The sequence below is a fragment of the Klebsiella sp. w6 genome, assembly GCF_033100215.1.
Taxonomy (GTDB): domain Bacteria; phylum Pseudomonadota; class Gammaproteobacteria; order Enterobacterales; family Enterobacteriaceae; genus Klebsiella; species Klebsiella variicola.
The window spans coordinates 2,455,299-2,474,391 of the sequence record NZ_CP136907.1 but is presented as its reverse complement, the minus strand read 5'-3'; the positions used below and the strand labels follow the sequence as shown (position 1 = coordinate 2,474,391).

18 protein-coding genes are annotated in these 19,093 nt (G+C 58.7%); 9 read left to right on the top strand and 9 right to left on the bottom strand.

Translation table 11 applies throughout. The annotated features are described in order from the left end of the window. Positions 1–3 precede the first annotated feature (3 nt). Complete coding sequence (locus R0140_RS12170) at positions 4–1,659, bottom strand: glucan biosynthesis protein D (protein ID WP_012541545.1); 1,656 nt, start codon at positions 1,657–1,659, stop codon at positions 4–6. Between the two features lie 439 nt (positions 1,660–2,098). Between R0140_RS12170 and R0140_RS12165 the strand changes: the two genes are divergently transcribed. Then, positions 2,099–3,187 (top strand): NAD(P)-dependent alcohol dehydrogenase, encoded by a 1,089-nt coding sequence (locus R0140_RS12165; RefSeq protein WP_016161186.1) that lies wholly within the window; start codon positions 2,099–2,101, stop codon positions 3,185–3,187. A 54-nt stretch (positions 3,188–3,241) separates the two neighbouring features. Here the strand turns inward: R0140_RS12165 and R0140_RS12160 are convergent, their stop codons facing one another. Both R0140_RS12160 and R0140_RS12155 read right to left on the bottom strand, forming a co-directional pair. Continuing rightward, positions 3,242–4,747, bottom strand: a complete 1,506-nt coding sequence (locus tag R0140_RS12160) for a carboxylesterase/lipase family protein (protein ID WP_032730519.1) — start codon at positions 4,745–4,747, stop codon at positions 3,242–3,244. Between the two features lie 41 nt (positions 4,748–4,788). Further along, positions 4,789–6,132, bottom strand: coding sequence for a 2-oxoadipate dioxygenase/decarboxylase HglS (locus R0140_RS12155; protein WP_008804661.1), 1,344 nt, complete (start codon positions 6,130–6,132; stop codon positions 4,789–4,791). 239 nt (positions 6,133–6,371) lie between these two features. On the opposite strand from R0140_RS12155, the gene pcaH reads away from it, so the two are divergent. The 4 genes from pcaH (at position 6,372) to R0140_RS12135 (ending at position 11,497) form a co-directional block, all read left to right on the top strand. Beyond that, entirely contained in the window at positions 6,372–7,112 is a 741-nt protein-coding gene (gene pcaH / locus R0140_RS12150) for a protocatechuate 3,4-dioxygenase subunit beta (protein ID WP_008804660.1), read from the top strand. After that, entirely contained in the window at positions 7,109–7,729 is a 621-nt protein-coding gene (pcaG, locus tag R0140_RS12145) for a protocatechuate 3,4-dioxygenase subunit alpha (RefSeq protein ID WP_008804659.1), read from the top strand. Before pcaH ends, pcaG begins: the two co-directional genes overlap by 4 nt. Positions 7,730–7,904: 175 nt before the next feature. Next, positions 7,905–8,828, top strand: a complete 924-nt coding sequence (locus tag R0140_RS12140) for a LysR substrate-binding domain-containing protein (protein ID WP_012541541.1) — start codon at positions 7,905–7,907, stop codon at positions 8,826–8,828. A gap of 296 nt (positions 8,829–9,124) precedes the next feature. After that, positions 9,125–11,497, top strand: coding sequence for a glucose/quinate/shikimate family membrane-bound PQQ-dependent dehydrogenase (locus R0140_RS12135; RefSeq protein ID WP_012541540.1), 2,373 nt, complete (start codon positions 9,125–9,127; stop codon positions 11,495–11,497). Between the two features lie 68 nt (positions 11,498–11,565). Here R0140_RS12135 and R0140_RS12130 read toward each other — a convergent pair whose 3' ends face one another. The 3 genes from R0140_RS12130 to cybB form a co-directional block, all read right to left on the bottom strand. After that, the gene (locus R0140_RS12130) at positions 11,566–12,684 is read right to left on the bottom strand and encodes an S-(hydroxymethyl)glutathione dehydrogenase/class III alcohol dehydrogenase (protein ID WP_008804656.1); all 1,119 of its coding nucleotides are present in this window, start codon (positions 12,682–12,684) and stop codon (positions 11,566–11,568) included. A gap of 24 nt (positions 12,685–12,708) precedes the next feature. Beyond that, positions 12,709–12,984: a metal/formaldehyde-sensitive transcriptional repressor gene (locus R0140_RS12125; RefSeq protein WP_004101746.1), complete on the bottom strand. Its 276-nt coding sequence runs from the start codon at positions 12,982–12,984 to the stop codon at positions 12,709–12,711. A gap of 106 nt (positions 12,985–13,090) precedes the next feature. After that, positions 13,091–13,618: a cytochrome b561 gene (gene cybB / locus R0140_RS12120; RefSeq protein ID WP_008804655.1), complete on the bottom strand. Its 528-nt coding sequence runs from the start codon at positions 13,616–13,618 to the stop codon at positions 13,091–13,093. Positions 13,619–13,880: 262 nt separating this feature from the next. On the opposite strand from cybB, the gene R0140_RS12115 reads away from it, so the two are divergent. Continuing rightward, complete coding sequence (locus R0140_RS12115; RefSeq protein WP_032735784.1) at positions 13,881–14,249, top strand: hypothetical protein; 369 nt, start codon at positions 13,881–13,883, stop codon at positions 14,247–14,249. 9 nt (positions 14,250–14,258) lie between these two features. Here the strand turns inward: R0140_RS12115 and R0140_RS12110 are convergent, their stop codons facing one another. Both R0140_RS12110 and R0140_RS12105 read right to left on the bottom strand, forming a co-directional pair. Then, positions 14,259–14,444, bottom strand: coding sequence for a hypothetical protein (locus R0140_RS12110; protein ID WP_008804653.1), 186 nt, complete (start codon positions 14,442–14,444; stop codon positions 14,259–14,261). A 242-nt stretch (positions 14,445–14,686) separates the two neighbouring features. After that, positions 14,687–15,070 (bottom strand): winged helix-turn-helix transcriptional regulator, encoded by a 384-nt coding sequence (locus R0140_RS12105; RefSeq protein WP_229531811.1) that lies wholly within the window; start codon positions 15,068–15,070, stop codon positions 14,687–14,689. Between the two features lie 275 nt (positions 15,071–15,345). Here R0140_RS12105 and R0140_RS12100 point away from each other — a divergent pair, with 275 nt between their 5' ends. Further along, positions 15,346–16,494 carry an MFS transporter gene (locus tag R0140_RS12100; protein ID WP_008804651.1) on the top strand — a complete coding sequence of 383 codons (1,149 nt, stop codon included), beginning with the start codon at positions 15,346–15,348 and terminating at the stop codon, positions 16,492–16,494. A gap of 157 nt (positions 16,495–16,651) precedes the next feature. Further along, the gene (add, locus tag R0140_RS12095; protein WP_012968052.1) at positions 16,652–17,653 is read left to right on the top strand and encodes an adenosine deaminase; all 1,002 of its coding nucleotides are present in this window, start codon (positions 16,652–16,654) and stop codon (positions 17,651–17,653) included. 35 nt (positions 17,654–17,688) lie between these two features. Here add and R0140_RS12090 read toward each other — a convergent pair whose 3' ends face one another. Continuing rightward, a complete protein-coding gene (locus tag R0140_RS12090; protein ID WP_032735785.1) occupies positions 17,689–18,729 on the bottom strand; it encodes an oxidoreductase in 1,041 nt (346 codons plus the stop codon). 190 nt (positions 18,730–18,919) lie between these two features. On the opposite strand from R0140_RS12090, the gene blr reads away from it, so the two are divergent. Next, positions 18,920–19,057: a division septum protein Blr gene (blr, locus tag R0140_RS12085; protein WP_012541534.1), complete on the top strand. Its 138-nt coding sequence runs from the start codon at positions 18,920–18,922 to the stop codon at positions 19,055–19,057. Positions 19,058–19,093 lie beyond the last annotated feature (36 nt).

Here is a 19,093-nt window from a genome sequence, read left to right as displayed (position 1 = left end):
GGATTATTTCATGATCCGGTCGTCAACGTAGTTACGTTTATCCGGCGCCGGCGGGAAGTACTGATAGAGCCAGGTTTCGCTGATGGCTTCGCCCTGACAGCGCAGGAACAGGCGCATCTCCACCGGGTCGGTCGAGTCGGAGGTCGGATACCAGTCGAAGAGGATCCGGTAGCCATCGAACGGCTCGACGTAGAGGATCTCAATCTGCTTCGCTTCCCCGCTGGAGAGGGTGATCACCGGTTCAATACCGCGCGGCGCGGCGGCCTTCAGATCGCCGCCGACAAAATCGATGGCAAAACGACGCGCCCACTTATCCGGATAGTGCTCGCCCGGCGCCCAGCCTTCCGGGAAGCCCCCCATCCCGGTGCGGGTGGCGAGCACACGCGCCAGCGGGGTGCTCACCGGCGGCTGCGCGCTCCAGTAGAGACGGTAGCGGAAGTCCAGTTCGTCGCCCGCCTTCACCGCTTTTTCCGGCTGCCAGAAGCAGACGATATTATCCAGCGTTTCGCCGGTGGTCGGGATCTCCATCAGGCTGACCGCCCCTTTCCCCCACTGGTTACGCGGCTCAACCCACAGGCTGGGGCGCTTGTTATACCAGCCCATCACGTCCTGGTAATGGGAGAAATCGCGGTCCAGCTGCAGCAGACCGAAGCCGCGCGGGTTCTTGTCCTGGAAGGCGTTGAACTGCAGCTTCTGCGGGTTATTCAGCGGCCGGCAGACCCATTCGCCGTTCCCCAGCCACATCGACAGCCGATCGGAGTCGTGGATCTGCGGGTGGATGGTATCGCACATCCGGCGCTCGTTGTTGCCGCAGCTGAACATACTGGTCATCGGCGCGATACCCAGCTGTTTGATGTCCTTGCGGGCATAAAGGTGGTTTTCCACGTCCATGATGACCTGGGTATCCTGGCAATGGATGGTGAACTTGTAGGCCCCGGTGATGCTCGGGCTATCCAGCAGCGCGTAAACGGTAAAGACCGTGGCGTCCCCTTTAACCGTTTCGAACCAGAAGGAGGTGAAATCAGGGAACTCTTCCGGGGTATCGGTAAAGGTGTCTACCGCCAGCCCACGAGCCGACAAGCCGTACTGGTAGGTGCTGTCTACCGCGCGGAAATAACTGGCGCCAAGGAACGCGACGATATCGCGGCGCGCCAGCTCCGGCGCTTTAAACACCCGGAATCCGGCGAAGCCGAGGTCGGACTGCCCTTCCAGCTGGCGGGTGTCGACCCCGGCGTCATTGTACTTAAACAGCTCAGGGCGGAAATGGATCTCGCGCGCCTGCTGAGTGGCGGCGTCAAGAGAGAACATCCGCACGCGGCGACGGAACCCCATCCCGACGTGGAAAAACTGGATGTCCAGTTTGCGTTCTTCGATGTTGTTCCACAGCGAGTGGTTGGCGTCATACTGGATGCTGTTATAAGCCTGCGGAGTCAGATTGGCCAGCGTCGGCGGCAGATCGCGCGGGGCGCCGCCCCATGGCTGGCGCGCCAGATCGTGGGCCATCGCCTGCAGCACGGTGTAATCGAAACGACGCGTTTGCCCGTCGGCAATACCCGCGTCTTCGGCAAAAGCGGCCTGACTGAATAAGGAAGCGACTCCTGACGTCCCGCATACGGCGGCAACAGCCATGGAAGATTTAAGAAAACGTCTGCGGTTCATGCCTGAGAAAGCGTCCTTCTGCACGGGTGAATTGATTCGCAACGCGTCATCACGCTGCTTGATAAATTCCGCCCACTCTAGACAAAAACGATTAATAATCCAATTGTTGCCCGCAGAAAAAAGGTAAAAAAGCCCTGTCTACCGGAACAACCCGTTTTTTTACTTTTCCTTCGACGTGCGGCCGGGGAAAGAACAGACTGCCGGCCGCTTTTTCGCCTGACCATTGAGCGGATAGCTCTTCCTCGCTGCGGTATATTCATCACACCTATGCCCCGCCGCCCTGCGTTTTTTTTAGGCACGATTGGCGCAAATTTCCGCCACATCCGGTGCTAACTTTTCACCGGTAACCGCTATATTTCTTCATGTTAGCGGCCAACACGGGAGAGCCGTTCGGGCTGTCCCTCCACGCTCTCCAGGGAATTCATTCAGGAGTCATGCCATGCAAGTGAAAGCAGCCGTCACGCTGGGCTACCAGCAACCTTTTGTCATCAAGGATGTCGACGTCTCCCCTCCGGGGAAGGATGAGATATTAGTGAAAATTGTCGCCACCGGGGTCTGTCATACCGACGCGGTGATGCGCGATAACCCGGGAGTGGTGCCTATGCCTGCCATCCTCGGCCATGAAGGCGCCGGGATCGTCGCCAGCGTCGGGGAGGCAGTCAACGGTATCAGAGTCGGAGACCACGTGGTGCTCAGCTATGCCGCCTGCCACCATTGCGAAAATTGTTTAAGCAACCACCCTTCAGCTTGCGAAGATTTTAATACGCTTAATTTTGGCGGCCGACGCGAGGATGGCACCACCCCCTATCGGCTGGGCGATCAGGATCTGTCCCTGTTCTTTGGCCAGTCGTCCTTCAGCCAGTATGTGGTCACCCGCGCCAGCAACGCCGTGGTGGTCGACCCGGAGGTCGATCTCACCCTGCTCGGCCCGCTGGGCTGCGGCATCCAGACCGGCAGCGGGACGGTGCTCAACCGCCTGAAACCGGTGATTGGGGAATCGATTGTGGTGTTTGGCTGCGGCGCCGTGGGGCTCAGCGCCATCATGGCGGCGAAATTAACCGGCTGTTCGCAGATCATCGCTGTCGATATTCATGCCAGTCGCCTCGCCCTGGCGGGCGAACTGGGCGCCACCCATCAGATTAATGGCAAGGAACAGGATGCCGTCGCCCTGATCAAACAGCTCACCGGCAAAGGCGCTCACTACGCGGTGGAAACCACCGGCGTATCGGCCATCGTGCTGCAGGCCGTGCACGCGGTGAAACCATTAGGTACGGTGGCCATCGTCGGCTTTACCGGGGATATCACCTTTAACGTGCAGAACGATCTGATGGCGGAGGGCAAGTCGCTGGTCGGGGTGATTGAAGGCGATGCCGTCCCGGCGCTGTTTATTCCGCTGCTGGTGCAGCAGTACAAGCAGGGGAAATTCCCCATCGATAAGCTTATCGTTCGCTATCCGCTGGCCGATATCAACCAGGCTTTCGCCGATTCGGCGTCTGGCAAGGTGATAAAGCCCGTGGTTGTGATGTGAGTGAATGCCGCCACCAACCGGTGGCGGCAGTTGCTCAGCCGCACCTCAGCGCATTTACTCCAGCGTCACGTGATGCTTCATCACCCGGCGAAACAGCGCCAGCCGGGCGCGCATAAAGCGATTTTCCACTTTAAAGCCGGCACGCTTATGCAGGCCAATGCGCAACAGACGATCCCGTCCGCGCAGGCACGCTGGCCAGCGTACCGCGCCGGCAAGCGCCTGGTCGCCGCTGGCGACGCGGGCAAACTGGGCCCAATAGTCAGCCACCTGAGCGGCGAAGGCCAGATCCGCTTCGCTGGCATACTGACACACCGGGTCGGTCAACCGCAGGTTATCAAACACGTAGGGCACCTCGTTGCCATGCCAGGCGCCGTGCGGATAGGTGTCATGCTCCGCCTCCGCAACATAATCAAACCAGTAGCGCCAGCACGGCTGCCCCACGCGCTGCTGCGCCTGCATCACCACATAGCCGAGGGTGGTGAAGGCCATGTCGCGGCACACTTCCCGCCCCAGCGCCTCATCGCCCTTCACGCCGGGATAAAGGAGTTTGATCAGCCCCAGTCCCAGGCGGCGCTCACGGCGCAGCTTCTGGATCTGCCCGGCGATATCGACGCCAAACACTGCCATCACGCTGGCTTCATCGCTGTTGGAGCCGATCATCACCGGCATTGGATGCTGGCGCCCGGCAAAAAAGGTCTCCAGCATCGGTTGCGGCAGCACCGCGTCGCCGACGATGGGGGCCGGCCCTGTGTTCAGCGGCGCGGTGAGCGACCAGAAGGCCTCCGCCGGGATCGCCCGCAATTCCTCAGCGCTGGCTTGCGGTAAGGCAAAGTGTTCCGCCAGCAGGCGGCCTTTCTCCAGCGCCTTCTCTCGCGGCAGGTCGGGTAACGTATACCCGCTCTGAATAATCGCTTTATGGAACAACCCTTTCGCTTTCGGCGAGGCCATCAGCGACAGCACGCTGCGCGCCCCGGCGGATTCGCCAAACAGCGTGACGTTGGCGGCATCCCCGCCGAAGGCGTGGATATTCTCCTGAACCCACTGCAGGGCGGCAATCTGATCGAGCAGCGCGAAATTATAGAGACGTTCGCCCGCCTCTTCTTCCAGCGCCGGATGGGCGAAAAAGCCGAGATGGCCCAGCCGGTAGTTGACCGTCACCACCACCACATCGCGGCTGGCTAACGCTTTGCCATCGTAAGGCGGCAGGCTGCCGGCGCCGATGGTAAACCCGCCGCCGTGCAGCCAGACCATCACCGGCAGCGGCTGCGCCGCAGCAGCAGGTGCCCAGATATTGAGATATAAGCAGTCTTCGCTGAAAGCGCCGGGATCGCCGCCGCCGAGCTCACGGCAGTAGTCAATGTCCTGCCAGCTGGCGGCGGAAAAGGCGTCGGCCTGGCGGACGCCCTGCCAGCGGGCAGGAGGCTGCGGCGCGCGCCAGCGCAGCGGGCCCACAGGCGGCGCGGCATACGGAATGCCGCGCCAGATATGGATCCCCTGCTCTGCGCTCCCGGATACGGTTCCCTGGCGGGTTTTCGCCAACGGTTTCGACGGATGTTGCATAACCTGCTCCCTGTAAGGCTGATGCCAGCAGGGTACTGATTTTACAGCAGACCGCAACGTCGTTTGCTGCGCTCCTCCGCCTGTCGGTACAGGGCAAACTCATCCTCCACCGGGCAGCCCAGCGCCGTCTCAAAGGCTTCGCGGCTGGCATTCCCGTGGCTGCGCGCCTGCGTTTCGTTGCCCAGATTAGACTGAAAAATGCCCGCCGCGCTGACCGGTAAAAAATCTTCATAAATAATCGGCTGGGCGACCACCCACCCGCGCTCAATCAGCGGCTGCGGATCGTCCCCCGGGCGAAACGCCTGGCGATGCGCCTCGCCGGCGGGCGTCAGGCGGTAGCGAAACCAGGCCAACCCCTGCTGACGGAGCAGAAATTCGCTGTCGGGGAATTCGCGGAATACCTCCTGCAGATGCAGCTGATGGCTGAGATTGTCCTTTCCTGTCCCTGCCGCCTGCAGCAGTCGGTCGTACAGTGCGCGTCCTTTTGGCGTTAGCGCAATGCCGCGTTGCTCAATTTCGCCAAAGCGGGCGCTGTGGGTGCCTTTATGCTCACCGGCGAACATCACCGGCTCCTCAAGCGCCTTAAAGCTGGTCTGCCGCAGGAGGATCGGGACCTCCCGGCGCGGTGGCCCTTCAATCAGCGCTTTGGGTTCAATACCACACTCGGGCATCAGGGCCTGGGCGCGGTCAATATCCAGCGTCCGCGGCGTGAGGTGATTGATATGGCATCCCGGAAAGCAGACCACATCGGCAATCAGGCGGTGCTCGCGATGCAGAGCATGGTAGGTCTCCTCATCGACGGTGGCATGCCGGTGCCAGCGGAAGGTCTCCAGCGCCTCCTGCACAAACTCGCGCGCGTCGGCAGAGGTGAATTCGCCCTCAGCTTCATACTGCGCAATCAGCGCCAGACAGCGGGGGGTAAAGATTTTGCGCCGGGCAAGGATGGCCTCGGCCCGCTCGCGCAGGGCGCGATTTTCAATCAGCTCCAGGCGCAGCAGCGAGGTGAAAACCCGAAACGGATTGCGCGCCAGCGCGGCATCGTCGATGGGACGAAAGGCCGTGGAATGGACCGGCACGCCGGCCTGTGAGAGATCGTAATAGCTGACGGGATACATCCCCATGATGGCAAACATGCGACGCAGCGTCGCCAGTTCCTCCGCTGTGCCCACGCGGATTGCGCCGTGGCGCTCCACGTTTAAGCGCGCCAGCTCGTCGGCATTGGCCAGTTGTTCATGCAGCTGCGGATTATTTTCCAGTACCGCGAGATTGACGTCAGCCACCAGCTCCAGCAGCGTCCCGTATTGCGGAACTTCCTGCTGGTACATAGCCGACATGGCCTGCGAAAACTGCTCCCGAATCTCATCAGCCGTGATGGTGTTCGCCATGATGTGTTACCTCCAGTGAATACTTCCTGGAGTGTAGGAAAGCTGCCTCCTGGCGGGGGGAAGAATTTACAAACTGTGATGGCGATAACCTGCTTCCGCTAGCAGTCATTGCACAAAACATAACCCACGGTTATGAAAAACACCCGGTAATTTCACTTTAAATTAACAATACATTTACACACACTGTTTCTGGCGACATTACAACAACATGCCCCTCTACCGTCTACACGGAGTACCCGATGAACGACAAATGGTCCCCGCGCGAGGTTATCCATCGCGATTACAGTAGCCACCCGCCCGCTTACGCGCCGGGCTATAAAACCAGCGTCCTGCGCTCACCGAAGAATGCCCTGATCTCCCTGCAGAACTCATTGTCAGAGATCACCGGGCCGGTCTTTAGCCGTGACGATCTGGGCCCTCTGGATAACGATCTTATCCTTAATTACGCCAAAGAAGGCCTGCCGATTGGCGAGCGGATCATTGTGCACGGTTACGTGCGCGATGGTTTTGGCCGACCGATGAAAAACACCCTGGTGGAAGTCTGGCAGGCCAATGCCGGCGGCCGCTACCGACATAAAAAAGATCAGTATCTGGCCCCGATTGACCCGAACTTCGGCGGCTGCGGCCGGGTGCTGACCGATGAAAACGGCTATTACTGTTTTCGCACTATCAAGCCCGGCCCCTACCCGTGGCGTAACCAGGCCAGCGACTGGCGTCCGGCGCATATTCATTTCTCGCTCTCGGGTGAAGCCTGGGCGCAGCGCCTGATCACTCAGATGTATTTCGAAGGCGATCCGCTGATCAAACAGTGCCCGATCGTCCGAACCATTAATAATGACGACGCCGTGCGCACGCTGATCGCCGAGCTGGACATGCACGCCGCCGTACCGCTGGATTGTCTGGCCTACCGCTTTGACCTTGTTCTGCGCGGCCATCGCGCCACGCTGTTTGAAAATCGCACTCAGGGGGCCGCCCGATGAAAGAGTATCTGCCTGAAACCGCCTCGCAGACGGCGGGACCCTATGTTCATATCGGTCTGGCGCCTGACGCCGCGGGCTTTCATATTTTTGAGAAAAACTTTGGCCCGGTCCTCACCACCGCCGATACCACCGGGGAGCGGATCACCATTGAAGGCCGGGTTATCGACGGCTCCGGAACACCGGTCCGTGATGTGCTGCTGGAGATCTGGCAGGCCAACGCCGCAGGACGCTATAACCATCCTGACGACCGTCAGCAGCAGAAAGCTGTCGACCCGGGCTTCCGCGGCTGGGGGCGTACCTGCTCTGATTTCACCTCCGGCGTCTGGCGCTTTGACACCATTAAGCCGGGCCCGGTTGTCGGCCGCGATGGCCGCCTGATGGCGCCGCACGTCAACCTGTGGGTGGTCGCCCGGGGGATCAACATCGGCCTGAACACGCGGATGTATTTCGCCGATGAACATGAGGCCAACGCCAGCGACCCGGTGCTGAATCTGATCGAGTGGGAAGTGAGACGCAAAACCTTAATCGCCGAACGCGAGGTTCGTGGTTCGGAAGTGGTCTATCGCTTCGATATTTATCTGCAGGGCGAAAACGAAACCGTCTTTTTCGATATCTAGCGGCCACGCCGATAAACGCCTTCCCCTCGTCCTGCGGGGGGAAGGCGTTTTAAACCGTGGGGAAAGATCTTGTAATGTAATCAGGTCAAATGTTAATAATATTTTGCTATCTGGTTATCAAATTTAAACAAGGCCGCTTGTCTCTTTCACCGCTGTGTTTTTAACATCATCTACTATGGAAAAAAATGGTCTCTTCAGTCAGCGCATTCGCTTGCGCCATCTACACACCTTCGTGGCCGTCGCTCAACAGGGAACGCTGGGGCGCGCGGCTGAAACTTTAAATCTGAGCCAGCCTGCACTCTCGAAAACGCTTAACGAGCTTGAACAGCTAACCGGTACCCGGCTGTTCGAGCGGGGCCGCCTGGGGGCGCAACTCACCCTGGTCGGCGAACAGTTTCTGACTCATGCCGTTAAGGTACTTGATGCCCTTAACTCAGCGGGTCAGGCGCTGAACCGTAAAGAGGGGCTGAATAACGACATTGTGCGTATCGGCGCGCTGCCTACCGCCGCGCTGGGGATCCTGCCAACGGTGATCGGCCAGTTCCATAAGCAGCAAAAAGACATCACGCTGCAGGTCGCCACCATGAACAACACCATGCTGCTGGCGGGGTTAAAATCCGGGGAGATCGATATCGGTATCGGACGCATGTCCGACCCGGATCTGATGAGTGGACTCAACTATGAACTGCTGTTCCTCGAATCCCTGAAACTGGTGGTTCGCCCGGGACACCCCCTGCTTCAGGAGACCGTGACCCTGAGCCGGGTAATGGAGTGGCCCGTCGTCGTTTCGCCGAAGGGCACCGTACCGCGGCAAAACGCCGAAACGTTGCTCCAGAGCCAGGGCTGTAAAATGCCCGCCGGCTGTATCGAGACCCTCTCGGCTTCGCTGTCACGCCAGCTGACGGTCGATTTTGACTATGTGTGGTTCGTACCTTCCGGAGCGGTGAAAGACGATCTTCGCCGGGGTGTGCTGAGCGCCCTGCCGATTGCCACCCAGGGCGCCGGAGAGCCCATCGGCATTCTGACCCGCGTCGATGCGACGCTCACGCCAGGTACGCAAACCTTGCTCAGCGCCATCCGCAAGTCAATGCCTGCCTGACCCCGCTTTCTCCCCGGTAGCCCTGCCGGGGAGCCTACGTACGTCGATGTGGTGCGACGGACGGCGCAACACATTTAGCAAAATAATCATTTAGTGCGAAATCATTCATTAACAATTGCGTAAATTTCTTTAACAGATCTATCATATCGCGATTTCACCAAATGGTTCATTTGAAATCACATCAAGCAATAAACCTGCGTTTATGAAGGTACAAACCTCTTCATTCAAAAATAAAACAGAAAACACCTGTTTCATTTGGTTCACGATGAAGTGGCGGGAGTGGTTAAGGAGATTACATGGCAACTGGCAACGCGCCGCGCGGATTCCCCCGGATCCTGCAGTGGCTTCTCGCCGGACTGATGCTCATCATCGGTCTGGCTGTGGGTATTCTTGGGGCAAAACTGGCCCTCGTCGGCGGTACACTGTACTTCGCGCTGATGGGCGTGGTCATGGTCATCGCGGCGGTGTTGATTTTCCGCAACCGCCGCGGCGGTATTCTGTTATACGCCGTGGCGTTTATCGCCTCGGTGATCTGGGCGATTAGTGACGCTGGCTGGAGCTACTGGCCGCTCTTCTCGCGCCTGTTTGCGCTCGGCGTCCTGGCCTTCCTTGCCGCCCTGGTCTGGCCTTTCCTCGCCAGCCCACCGGCAAAAAAAGGCCCGGCATATGGCGTCGCCGCCGTTCTCGCCGTGGCGCTGGCGGTGAGCTTTGGCTGGATGTTCAAATCCGAACCACTGGTGAGCGCCACTGAAGCGGTGCCAGTGAAGCCCGTCGCGCCGGGCGAACAGCAGAAAAACTGGGCGCACTGGGGTAATACCACCCACGGCGACCGTTTCGCCGCGCTGGACCAAATCAACAAACAGAACGTCAACCAGCTGCAGGTGGCCTGGGTGGCGCATACTGGCGATATCCCGCAGAGCAATGGCTCCGGGGCGGAAGATCAAAACACCCCGCTGCAGATTGGCGATACTCTCTACGTCTGCACCCCTTACAGCAAAGTGCTGGCGCTGGATGTGGACAGCGGAAAAGAGAAATGGCGCTATGACTCCAAATCCTCTTCGCCCAACTGGCAGCGCTGCCGCGGCTTAGGCTATTACGAAGATAGCCAGGCGCAAACCGCGCCAGCGTCAGGCACGCAGCCTGCCGCCTGTTCCCGTCGTCTGTTCCTGCCGACGATCGACGCCCGCCTGATCGCCATTGATGCCGATACCGGCAAACTGTGCGAAAGCTTCGGCGATGGCGGTATTGTCGACCTCAGCGTCGGCATGGGTGAAGTGAAAGCGGGCTACTATCAGCAGACCTCCACCCCGCTGGTAGCGGGCAATGTGGTAGTGGTGGGCGGCCGCGTCGCGGATAACTACTCCACCGGCGAACCGCCGGGCGTGGTCCGCGCGTTTGACGTCCACACCGGCAAACTGGCGTGGGCGTGGGATCCCGGCAATCCAGCGCTGACCGGTGTTCCGCCGGAAGGCCAGACCTATACGCGCGGTACGCCAAACGTCTGGTCGGCGATGTCCTACGACGCGAAGCTGAATCTGATCTATCTGCCAACCGGCAACGCCACGCCAGATTTCTTTGGCGGCGAGCGTACCGCGCTGGACGATAAATACAGCTCCTCTATCGTGGCTGTGGATGCCACCACCGGCCAGGTGCGCTGGCACTTCCAGACCACGCACCACGACCTGTGGGACTTTGACCTGCCGTCTCAGCCGCTGCTGTACGACCTGCCTGACGGCAAGGGCGGTACCACCCCGGTGCTGGTGCAGACCAGCAAGCAGGGCATGATCTTTATGCTCAACCGCGAGACCGGCGAGCCGGTGGCCAAAGTGGAAGAGCGTCCGGTACCGGCGGGCAACGTCAAAGGTGAACGCTACTCTCCGACGCAACCTTACTCGGTAGGGATGCCGATGATCGGCAACCAGACGTTGACCGAATCCGATATGTGGGGGGCGACACCGATCGACCTGCTGCTGTGCCGTATTCAGTTCAAAGAGATGCGCCATCAGGGCGTCTTTACCCCGCCAGGTGAAGACCGTTCCCTGCAGTTCCCGGGCTCGCTCGGCGGCATGAACTGGGGCAGCGTTTCGGTGGATCCGAACAACAGCCTGATGTTCGTCAACGATATGCGTCTGGGTCTCGCCAACTATATGGTGCCGCGCGCGAAGGTGGCGAAAGACGCCAGCGGGATCGAGATGGGCATCGTGCCGATGGAAGGTACGCCGTTTGGCGCCATGCGCGAACGTTTCCTGTCGCCGCTGGGCATTCCGTGCCAGAAACCGCCGTTCGGCACCATGTCCGCGGTGGATCTGAAAACCGGGAAACTGGTGTGGCAGGTACCGGTTGGCACCGTAGAAGATACCGGGCCGCTGGGGATCCGGATGCACATGCCCATTCCGATCGGCATGCCGACCCTTGGCGCGTCGCTGTCGACGCAGTCCGGACTGCTGTTCTTCGCCGGTACCCAGGATTTCTACCTGCGCGCCTTTGATACCGCGAACGGGAAAGAGATCTGGAAATCGCGTCTGCCGGTCGGTAGCCAGTCCGGCCCGATGACCTACGTCTCACCGAAAACCGGTAAGCAGTACATTATTATCAATGCTGGCGGCGCCCGTCAGTCACCGGATCGCGGCGATTACATCATCGCCTACGCGCTCCCGGATCATCACTGATCGACCTAAGCAAAAGGGCCCATCCGGGCCCTTTTTTATCGGTGACGATACGCCATCAGCGTTAGCGATTACTGGTCGCCAAAGTGGATCACGGTGCGAATCGATTTGCCTTCATGCATCAGATCAAAGGCCTCGTTAATCTGCTCCAGCGGCAGGCGATGGGTAATAAACGGGTCGAGGCGAATTTTACCAGCCATGGCGTCCTCCACCATTCCCGGCAGCTGACTGCGCCCTTTCACGCCGCCGAAGGCGGAACCGCGCCACACGCGGCCGGTTACCAGCTGGAACGGACGGGTCTTGATCTCCTGGCCAGCACCGGCTACGCCGATGATCACGCTCTCACCCCAGCCTTTATGGCAGCACTCCAGCGCCGCGCGCATCACGTTGACATTGCCGATGCACTCGAAGCTGAAATCCACCCCGCCGTCGGTCAGTTCGACAATCACATCCTGAATCGGCTTATCGTAGTCGTTCGGGTTGATAAAGTCGGTTGCGCCCATCTCTTTGGCGAGGGTGAACTTATCCGGGTTGGTATCGACCGCCAGAATGCGTCCGGCCTGCGCCTGCACCGCGCCCTGGATCACCGCCAGGCCAATGCCGCCCAGACCAAAGACCGCGACGCTATCCCCGGGCTTGACCTTCGCCGTGTTGTGCACTGCGCCGATACCGGTGGTGACACCGCAGCCCAGCAGGCACACTTTATCCAGCGGCGCCTGCGGATTGACTTTCGCCAGCGAGATCTCGGCGCAAACCGTATATTCGCTGAAGGTGCTGGTGCCCATATAGTGATAAATCGGTTCGCCGTTATAGGAGAAACGGGTGGTGCCGTCCGGCATCAACCCTTTGCCCTGGGTGGCGCGCACCGCCTGACAGAGATTGGTTTTACCCGACTTACAGAACTTGCACTCGCCGCATTCGGCGGTATACAGCGGGATCACGTGGTCGCCCGGCTTAAGGCTGGTGACGCCCTCGCCCACTTCCACGACAATCCCGCCGCCTTCATGGCCCAGTACCGCCGGGAAAACACCTTCCGGATCGTCGCCGGAGAGGGTGAAGGCATCGGTGTGGCACACGCCGGTGTGGGTGATTTTCACCAGAACTTCGCCTTTCTTCGGCGGCGCGACGTCAATCTCAACGATTTTTAACGGCTGGCCAGGGCCAAAGGCAACTGCTGCGCGTGATTTCATAACTGTCTCTTCCTCGTCGTGATGTTATTTTAAATAGGATCGTAGCAGATGACCGACCTCTGCCATTCTCGCGGCCCGCTGGTCCGGGGTGGTCTCGCCGCTAACCAGCTCGTCCTGCAGGTGGATCTCCACCATTTCGCCCATCAGGCCATTTGCCGCACCGCGAATCGAGGCAATCTGCTGCAGGATTGTCATGCAGGGTTCGCCGGACTCCAGCGCGCGCTCGAGGGCCTCGACCTGGCCGCGGATGCGGCGTACGCGACTGAGCGCCCGTTTTTTATCTTCAGGTGAATGTGGCACGATTACGCCTCCGCATCATATAGGGGGGTATACTATATTTTATTACCCATAAAGGCAAAAAAAACCCCGTCGCGGGACGGGGTCAGGCAAAAAGGGTAACGATCATTTAGCGCTTACGAGGCATCATCCGCAGCAGGGTATTATCTTTCCACCAGTAATGATGGACCAGCGCGGCAAGGGCATGCAGGCCAATGACGAAGTACCCGGCGTTGGCTAACCATTCATGGATCGCCTTCAGGGTATCCACCCGCTCAAAATCGCTCTGTGGGGCATACGGCATGGTCAGGCCAAAGGCGTACCAGGGATTTCCGCGCCAGTACATCATCACCATCCCGATCAGCGGCAAGGCAATAAATAGCAGATAGATAACCAGATGGCCGAGATGAGCAAAACCGGTCATCATCGGCGACGGTTTCGGCACGATCGGCGGCGCTGGCGACTTCAGCCGCACCAGCAAACGCGCCACCATCAGCGCGCAGATGGTGATCCCGCAGGAGACATGAATCATATTAATCAGCGGCCGGTCACTACGGGGAAAAAATCCACGTAGCTCCATTGCCGCATAAGCCACCACCACCAGCAAAAAGACCAACCAGTGAATACCGATCTGCAGGCCCGAATATTTATCGCGCATGGAATTTCCTTAATGGAAAGAGTGATATCGCCAACATAGCGGCCTTCTCTTAAATTTTCATTAACCTTTACGTTGAATTAACAATTGATTACCGCATTGCGCCGACCCGGGAAGGCGCAGCATGCCCCGACGTGCTGAAGCGAACAGGCAACCGGCAGTCGGTACGCTATTACAAAATTAAACAGTTTTGTCACCTTCCACCGCCCTGTCCTTCTCTATAGTAGAGAGCATCTGTCGAGCCACGTTGCGCATGGAGATGAGAATGAAGAAAATCGGCTTACCGCTATTGTTGCTGGCGTCGCTGGCTGTCCCGGCTTCCGCTGCGGACTGCCAGCCTAACGGCATTGGCGGATCATTTTGCATAAACGATGATGGCACCACCACCGACACGGTACCGAATGAAGTGAATGGTATGGATACTTACTCAAACAATGGCGGGTATACCAGCTCCCTACCCGATCAGTCGGGGGCCGATGAAGCGCTGGAAGGCTCGACGATGTCGACGCAACAGGATACGGTCGCCAGCAGCGGCCAGGGCGATAGCGCGCTGGCTGGCCGCGACTGGCATGCACCGTCCAATCTCAATGATGGCGCCGCCACCTCCAGCATGAGTCTGCTGGATAAACCCTGAGATCGGATGCTAAGCGAGACTCCAGCCTGCGGCGCCGATAGCGACGGCGAACAGCAGGCAGGCCAGCGCCGTTTTACGTAACAGCATGGTATAGAATGAAATCGCAACGCCAATAAAGACCACAATCAGAATCGGCCACATGCTTAATAGCAGCAGCAGAAAACCCTCAATATTGTTATGGATTACGCTCTCCACATCCGCATCCTTGCCTCATCGTCGATAAAGTAAGCAGAATTTAATATGTAACATGAATACATTCAAATAAAATATAAATGCAAATTATTATGCACAGCATTCTGCGGCGGACGGAGGCTCGCCTGTCTCGGCGTCCTGGGGGTGCCATCAGGAGCCGCCACGAAAAGAGACGTCAGGATGGTTCCAGGACCACTTAGTGGTACGCTCGTACTCTTGCTGGGATCGCGCTCCCCTTCAGACCTTCATTCGCCGCTGATATCCGACACTACGCGCCGGCGATGGCAGTCGCCTGGTTGCAGTTTATCCCCCTGAGCGGAACGCACATCCAGATACTGAAGCGGCTGACCGTGTTCGTTATCCAGCAGGACAGAATAGGTTTCCCCCTGATCAAACATATAACGCTCTCCCCATTGCCGCATCGCCACAACAATGGGAAACACAGATCTCCCCTTTTCAGTCAGGACGTATTCCTTGTAGGCGCTGCCATCCGATGCCGGTAAAATCGCGAAAATACCGATATCGACCAGGTGCTTCAGCCGCGAGGCAAGGATATTTTTGGCCAGCCCTAGATTCTTTTGAAACTCGCTGAATCGCCGCACATCGTCAAATGCCTCGCGAATAATCATCAGGCACCAGCGTTCTCCAATTGATTCCAGCGTTCTTGCCACCGGACATTCACTGGTTCTGAGTGATTCCTGTTTCGCCATCTGCGTGCTCTCCGTCTATCAGTCTGCTGTTGCCAGCTTAATCTCCCCTCGTAGCAGTTGCAAAAGAAAACCACTATGGCTAGTTTTATAAGCATACTAGTTTTAAAAAGCAACCAGAGTGCAGGCCTCTTATGAAATGCAAGGCAAGTTTGTGTACCGAGCACGAGATCCCGACCGCGTCCGCCCCTGTCACGATGCTGACTGCGGGGATAACGGCGCTGTTTTCATTGACCTGCGCGCTGGCGGTAGCCAACGTTTATTCAGCTCAGCCTTTACTCGACTCGATGGCGGTCAGCCTGAAGGTGTCGCCCGGTATGATTGGCAGCGTCGTCACGGCAACGCAGGCGGGCTATGCCATTGGTTTGCTGTTCCTGGTTCCGCTCGGGGACGGGTTGAACCGTAAATACGTGGTGTTGACTCAGCTGTTGCTGTCAGTGGCGGCGTTAGTCGTGGCAGGGTTATCCCCTAATATCGCGATCCTGCTGGGTGCCATGCTGATCGTCGGGCTGATGGCCGTGGTGGTGCAGTTGATGGTGGCGTGGGTGGCGATACTGGCGACGCCGCAGAAACGAGGTCAGGCGGTAGGTACCCTGACCAGCGGCATTGTTTCAGGCATTCTGTTATCTCGTTTTATATCAGGGGCGATCGCTGATATCGCCGGCTGGCGAGCCGTTTATCTCACGGCTGCCTGTCTGATGTTGTTGATTGCCGGCGTCGTCTGGAAAGTCATGCCTTCGCCCCCGCCGCAGCCGCAAAAGCCCACTTATCTATCCTTACTGAAGTCAGTTTTTCAGCTGTATCTCACTGAACCGCAACTGAGAAAGCGCGGGATCCTGGCGCTGCTGATCTTCGCCGCTTTCAGCATGCTGTGGACGACCATGGTCATGCCGCTCACCGCTCTTTCCCTGTCGCACACCCAGACAGGGATGTTTGGCTTAGCCGGCATCGCTGGCGTGCTGGCCGCCTCAAGGGCGGGCAGATGGGCTGACCAGGGATGGGCGCAGCGCACGACCGGCCTGGCGCTGGCGCTGCTGGCGCTCTCCTGGCTGCCTATCGCCTGTGCCGAAACCTCTCTGCTCTGGCTGATAGCGGGCGTTATCGCACTGGACTTTGCGGTGCAGGCCGTTCATGTCACCAACCAGAGTCTGATTATTGCCGCCAGGCCTGCAGCGGCAAGCCGCCTGGTTGGGGCTTACATGTGTTTTTATTCGCTGGGCAGCGCGGCAGGCGCTATCGTCGCCACCCAGCTCTATTCTCACTGGGGATGGCAGGCGGTTTGCCTTGCCGGCGCCGCGGTCAGCGCCTGTGCTTTTCTGGTCTGGTCAGGATCGCGTCAATCATGAACGTCGTGCTCGCTGTAAAATGGCGCAGCGAAAAAGAGCGGAAAAGTGACCAGAGAAGCCCCAGCTGTTTGTATCGAATGGATTTTTTCAATGCTTTTAAACAGTTATGTACATGTTGTATAATGACGTGCACTTTAACTAAAAAAAGAGTGCGACCATGATTGATTCTTCATTGCCATTAACCGACATTCACCGCCACCTTGACGGTAACATCCGGGCCCAAACCATCCTCGATCTTGGCCGCGAGTTTAATATCGCCCTTCCCGCTTCCACCCTCGACACGCTGCGTCCCCACGTCCAGGTCACCAGCCTTGAGCCCGATCTGGTCAGTTTTCTTGCCAAGCTCGACTGGGGGGTAAAAGTCCTTGCCTCACTGGAAGCCTGCCGTCGCGTGGCATACGAGAACGTCGAAGACGCCGCGCGCAATGGCCTGCACTACGTTGAGCTGCGCTTCTCTCCCCGCTATATGGCGATGACCCACCAGCTTCCTGTCGACGGCGTAGTAGAGGCAGTGATCGCGGGCGTACGTGAAGGCAGCCGCGATTTTCAGGTCGACGCCCGCCTGATCGGCATTCTGAGCCGCACCTTCGGTGAAGCGGCCTGTCAGGAAGAGCTGGCGGCGCTGCTCGCTCACCGCGAGGGCATCACCGCGCTGGATCTGGCCGGTGATGAGCTGGGCTTCCCGGGCACGCTGTTCCTCAACCATTTTAATCAGGCCCGCGACGCTGGCTGGCATATTACCGTCCACGCTGGCGAAGCGGCCGGACCGGAAAGTATCTGGCAGGCCATCCGCGAGCTGGGCGCGGAGCGCATCGGTCATGGGGTCAAAGCGGTAGAGGATCCGGCCCTGATGGACTACCTGGCCGAACATCAGATCGGCATTGAATCATGCCTGACCTCGAATGTACAAACCAGCACCGTGGCTTCGCTGGCCCAGCATCCACTGAAGCAGTTCCTTGAGCACGGCGTGCTGGCGAGCCTCAACACTGACGATCCGGCGGTGCAGGGCGTCGATATCATTCACGAGTACACCGTGGCGGCGCCGGCGGCGGGCCTGAGCCGGGAGCAGATCCGTCAGGCACAGATCAACGGTCTGACCCAGGCGTTTCTGAGCGAACAGGAAAAAGCCGCTCTCATTCAGCGGGTGGCGAAAGGTTGATCACCGGCCCGGCGGCAGCGCTGCCGGGCTCCCCCTCACACCAGGCTGAGCGTGGCGCGATGTCTGGCCGACTCGATACCCAGCTCAATCAACGTCATGATCTGAATCGCCTCGCTGGCCGGGACCGGGTTTTCTCCCTCCCCGTTAAGCGCATCGCGAATGGCGGCATAGTAGGCGGGATAGTTGCCCGGCAGCGTCAGCCATGTCTCCTCGCTTCGTTCGTCGCCTTCGGCGCGGGTCAGAGTACCGTCGCGCATATCATACCCCCAGTCCTCCTGCGGCAGTCGTTCACCGTTTTTTAGCCGTTCCTCCTGAGGATCAAGGCCGAACTTAATATAGCTGGCCCGCGAGCCGTGGACGATAAAGCGCGCGCTCTCCGCCGCAGCGAGCAATGTGCCATGCAGCACCACCCGCCGCTGGGGATAGGCCAGCACGGCATGAAAATAGTCGGTGGATTGCGCGCCGGGGCGAAGTTGAGCGAGATCGACTGTGATACTCACCGGCAGGCCAAAGAGCACCACCGCTTGATCGAGCAGATGTGGCCCCAGATCGTACCAAATGCCACTTCCGGGACCACCCTGCTCACGCCAGCGCTGACGCACCTGGGGGCGGAAGCGATCGAAATGCGACTCAAAGTAACACACTTCCCCCAGCTGACCTTCGTTAATTAACGCCCTGACGGTTAAGAAGTCACTGTCCCAGCGGCGGTTATGAAACACCGACAGCACCCGGCCGCAATGCTTCGCCAGACTCTCCAGCTCGCGTGCTTGTGACAGTGTCACGGTAAAGGGTTTATCCACCACCACATGTTTGCCCGCTTCCAGCGCCGCTTTCGCCAGCGGAAAGTGGGTATCGTTCGGGGTGGCGATGACCACCAGCTCAATATCAGGATCGTTGAGCAAGTCCTTTGCCGCACTCACCACCCTGACCCCCGGCCAGTCGGCATGGACTTTGCCAGCCTCGCTGCTGGAGACCCTCGTCAGCGCCATGCCCGGCGTGCCGCCGATCAGCGGCGCGTGAAACGTTTTGCTGGCGTAACCGTAGCCTATCAGCCCTACCCGGATCGCGTCACTCATGTTACCGCCTCACTTATTCAGCTAATGTCAATATCGCATAGATGAGAATAATCTTACAAACAATGAGCAAAATTTATCATTTGATTCACAGCTGTTTTCCCGCATGCGTGCAAAATCAGACAGATACCCCTTGTGATCTGCTCACCATGGAGTAACATTTCCCACTGTGTTCAAAGGATACTGAAGTGTTATGACGACTGTTTTTACCCGTATTGTAGAACTTATTGGCTGGATTGTTTTTGGGATTTCCGCACTGCTTTTGGTTATCGCCCACCATATTGATAACTACCAGTCGCCACCGCCAGCGGATGTGGTGCAGACAAAGTAGCGCCGCCGTGAAACAGTGACCCGCCTCGCAACTGTG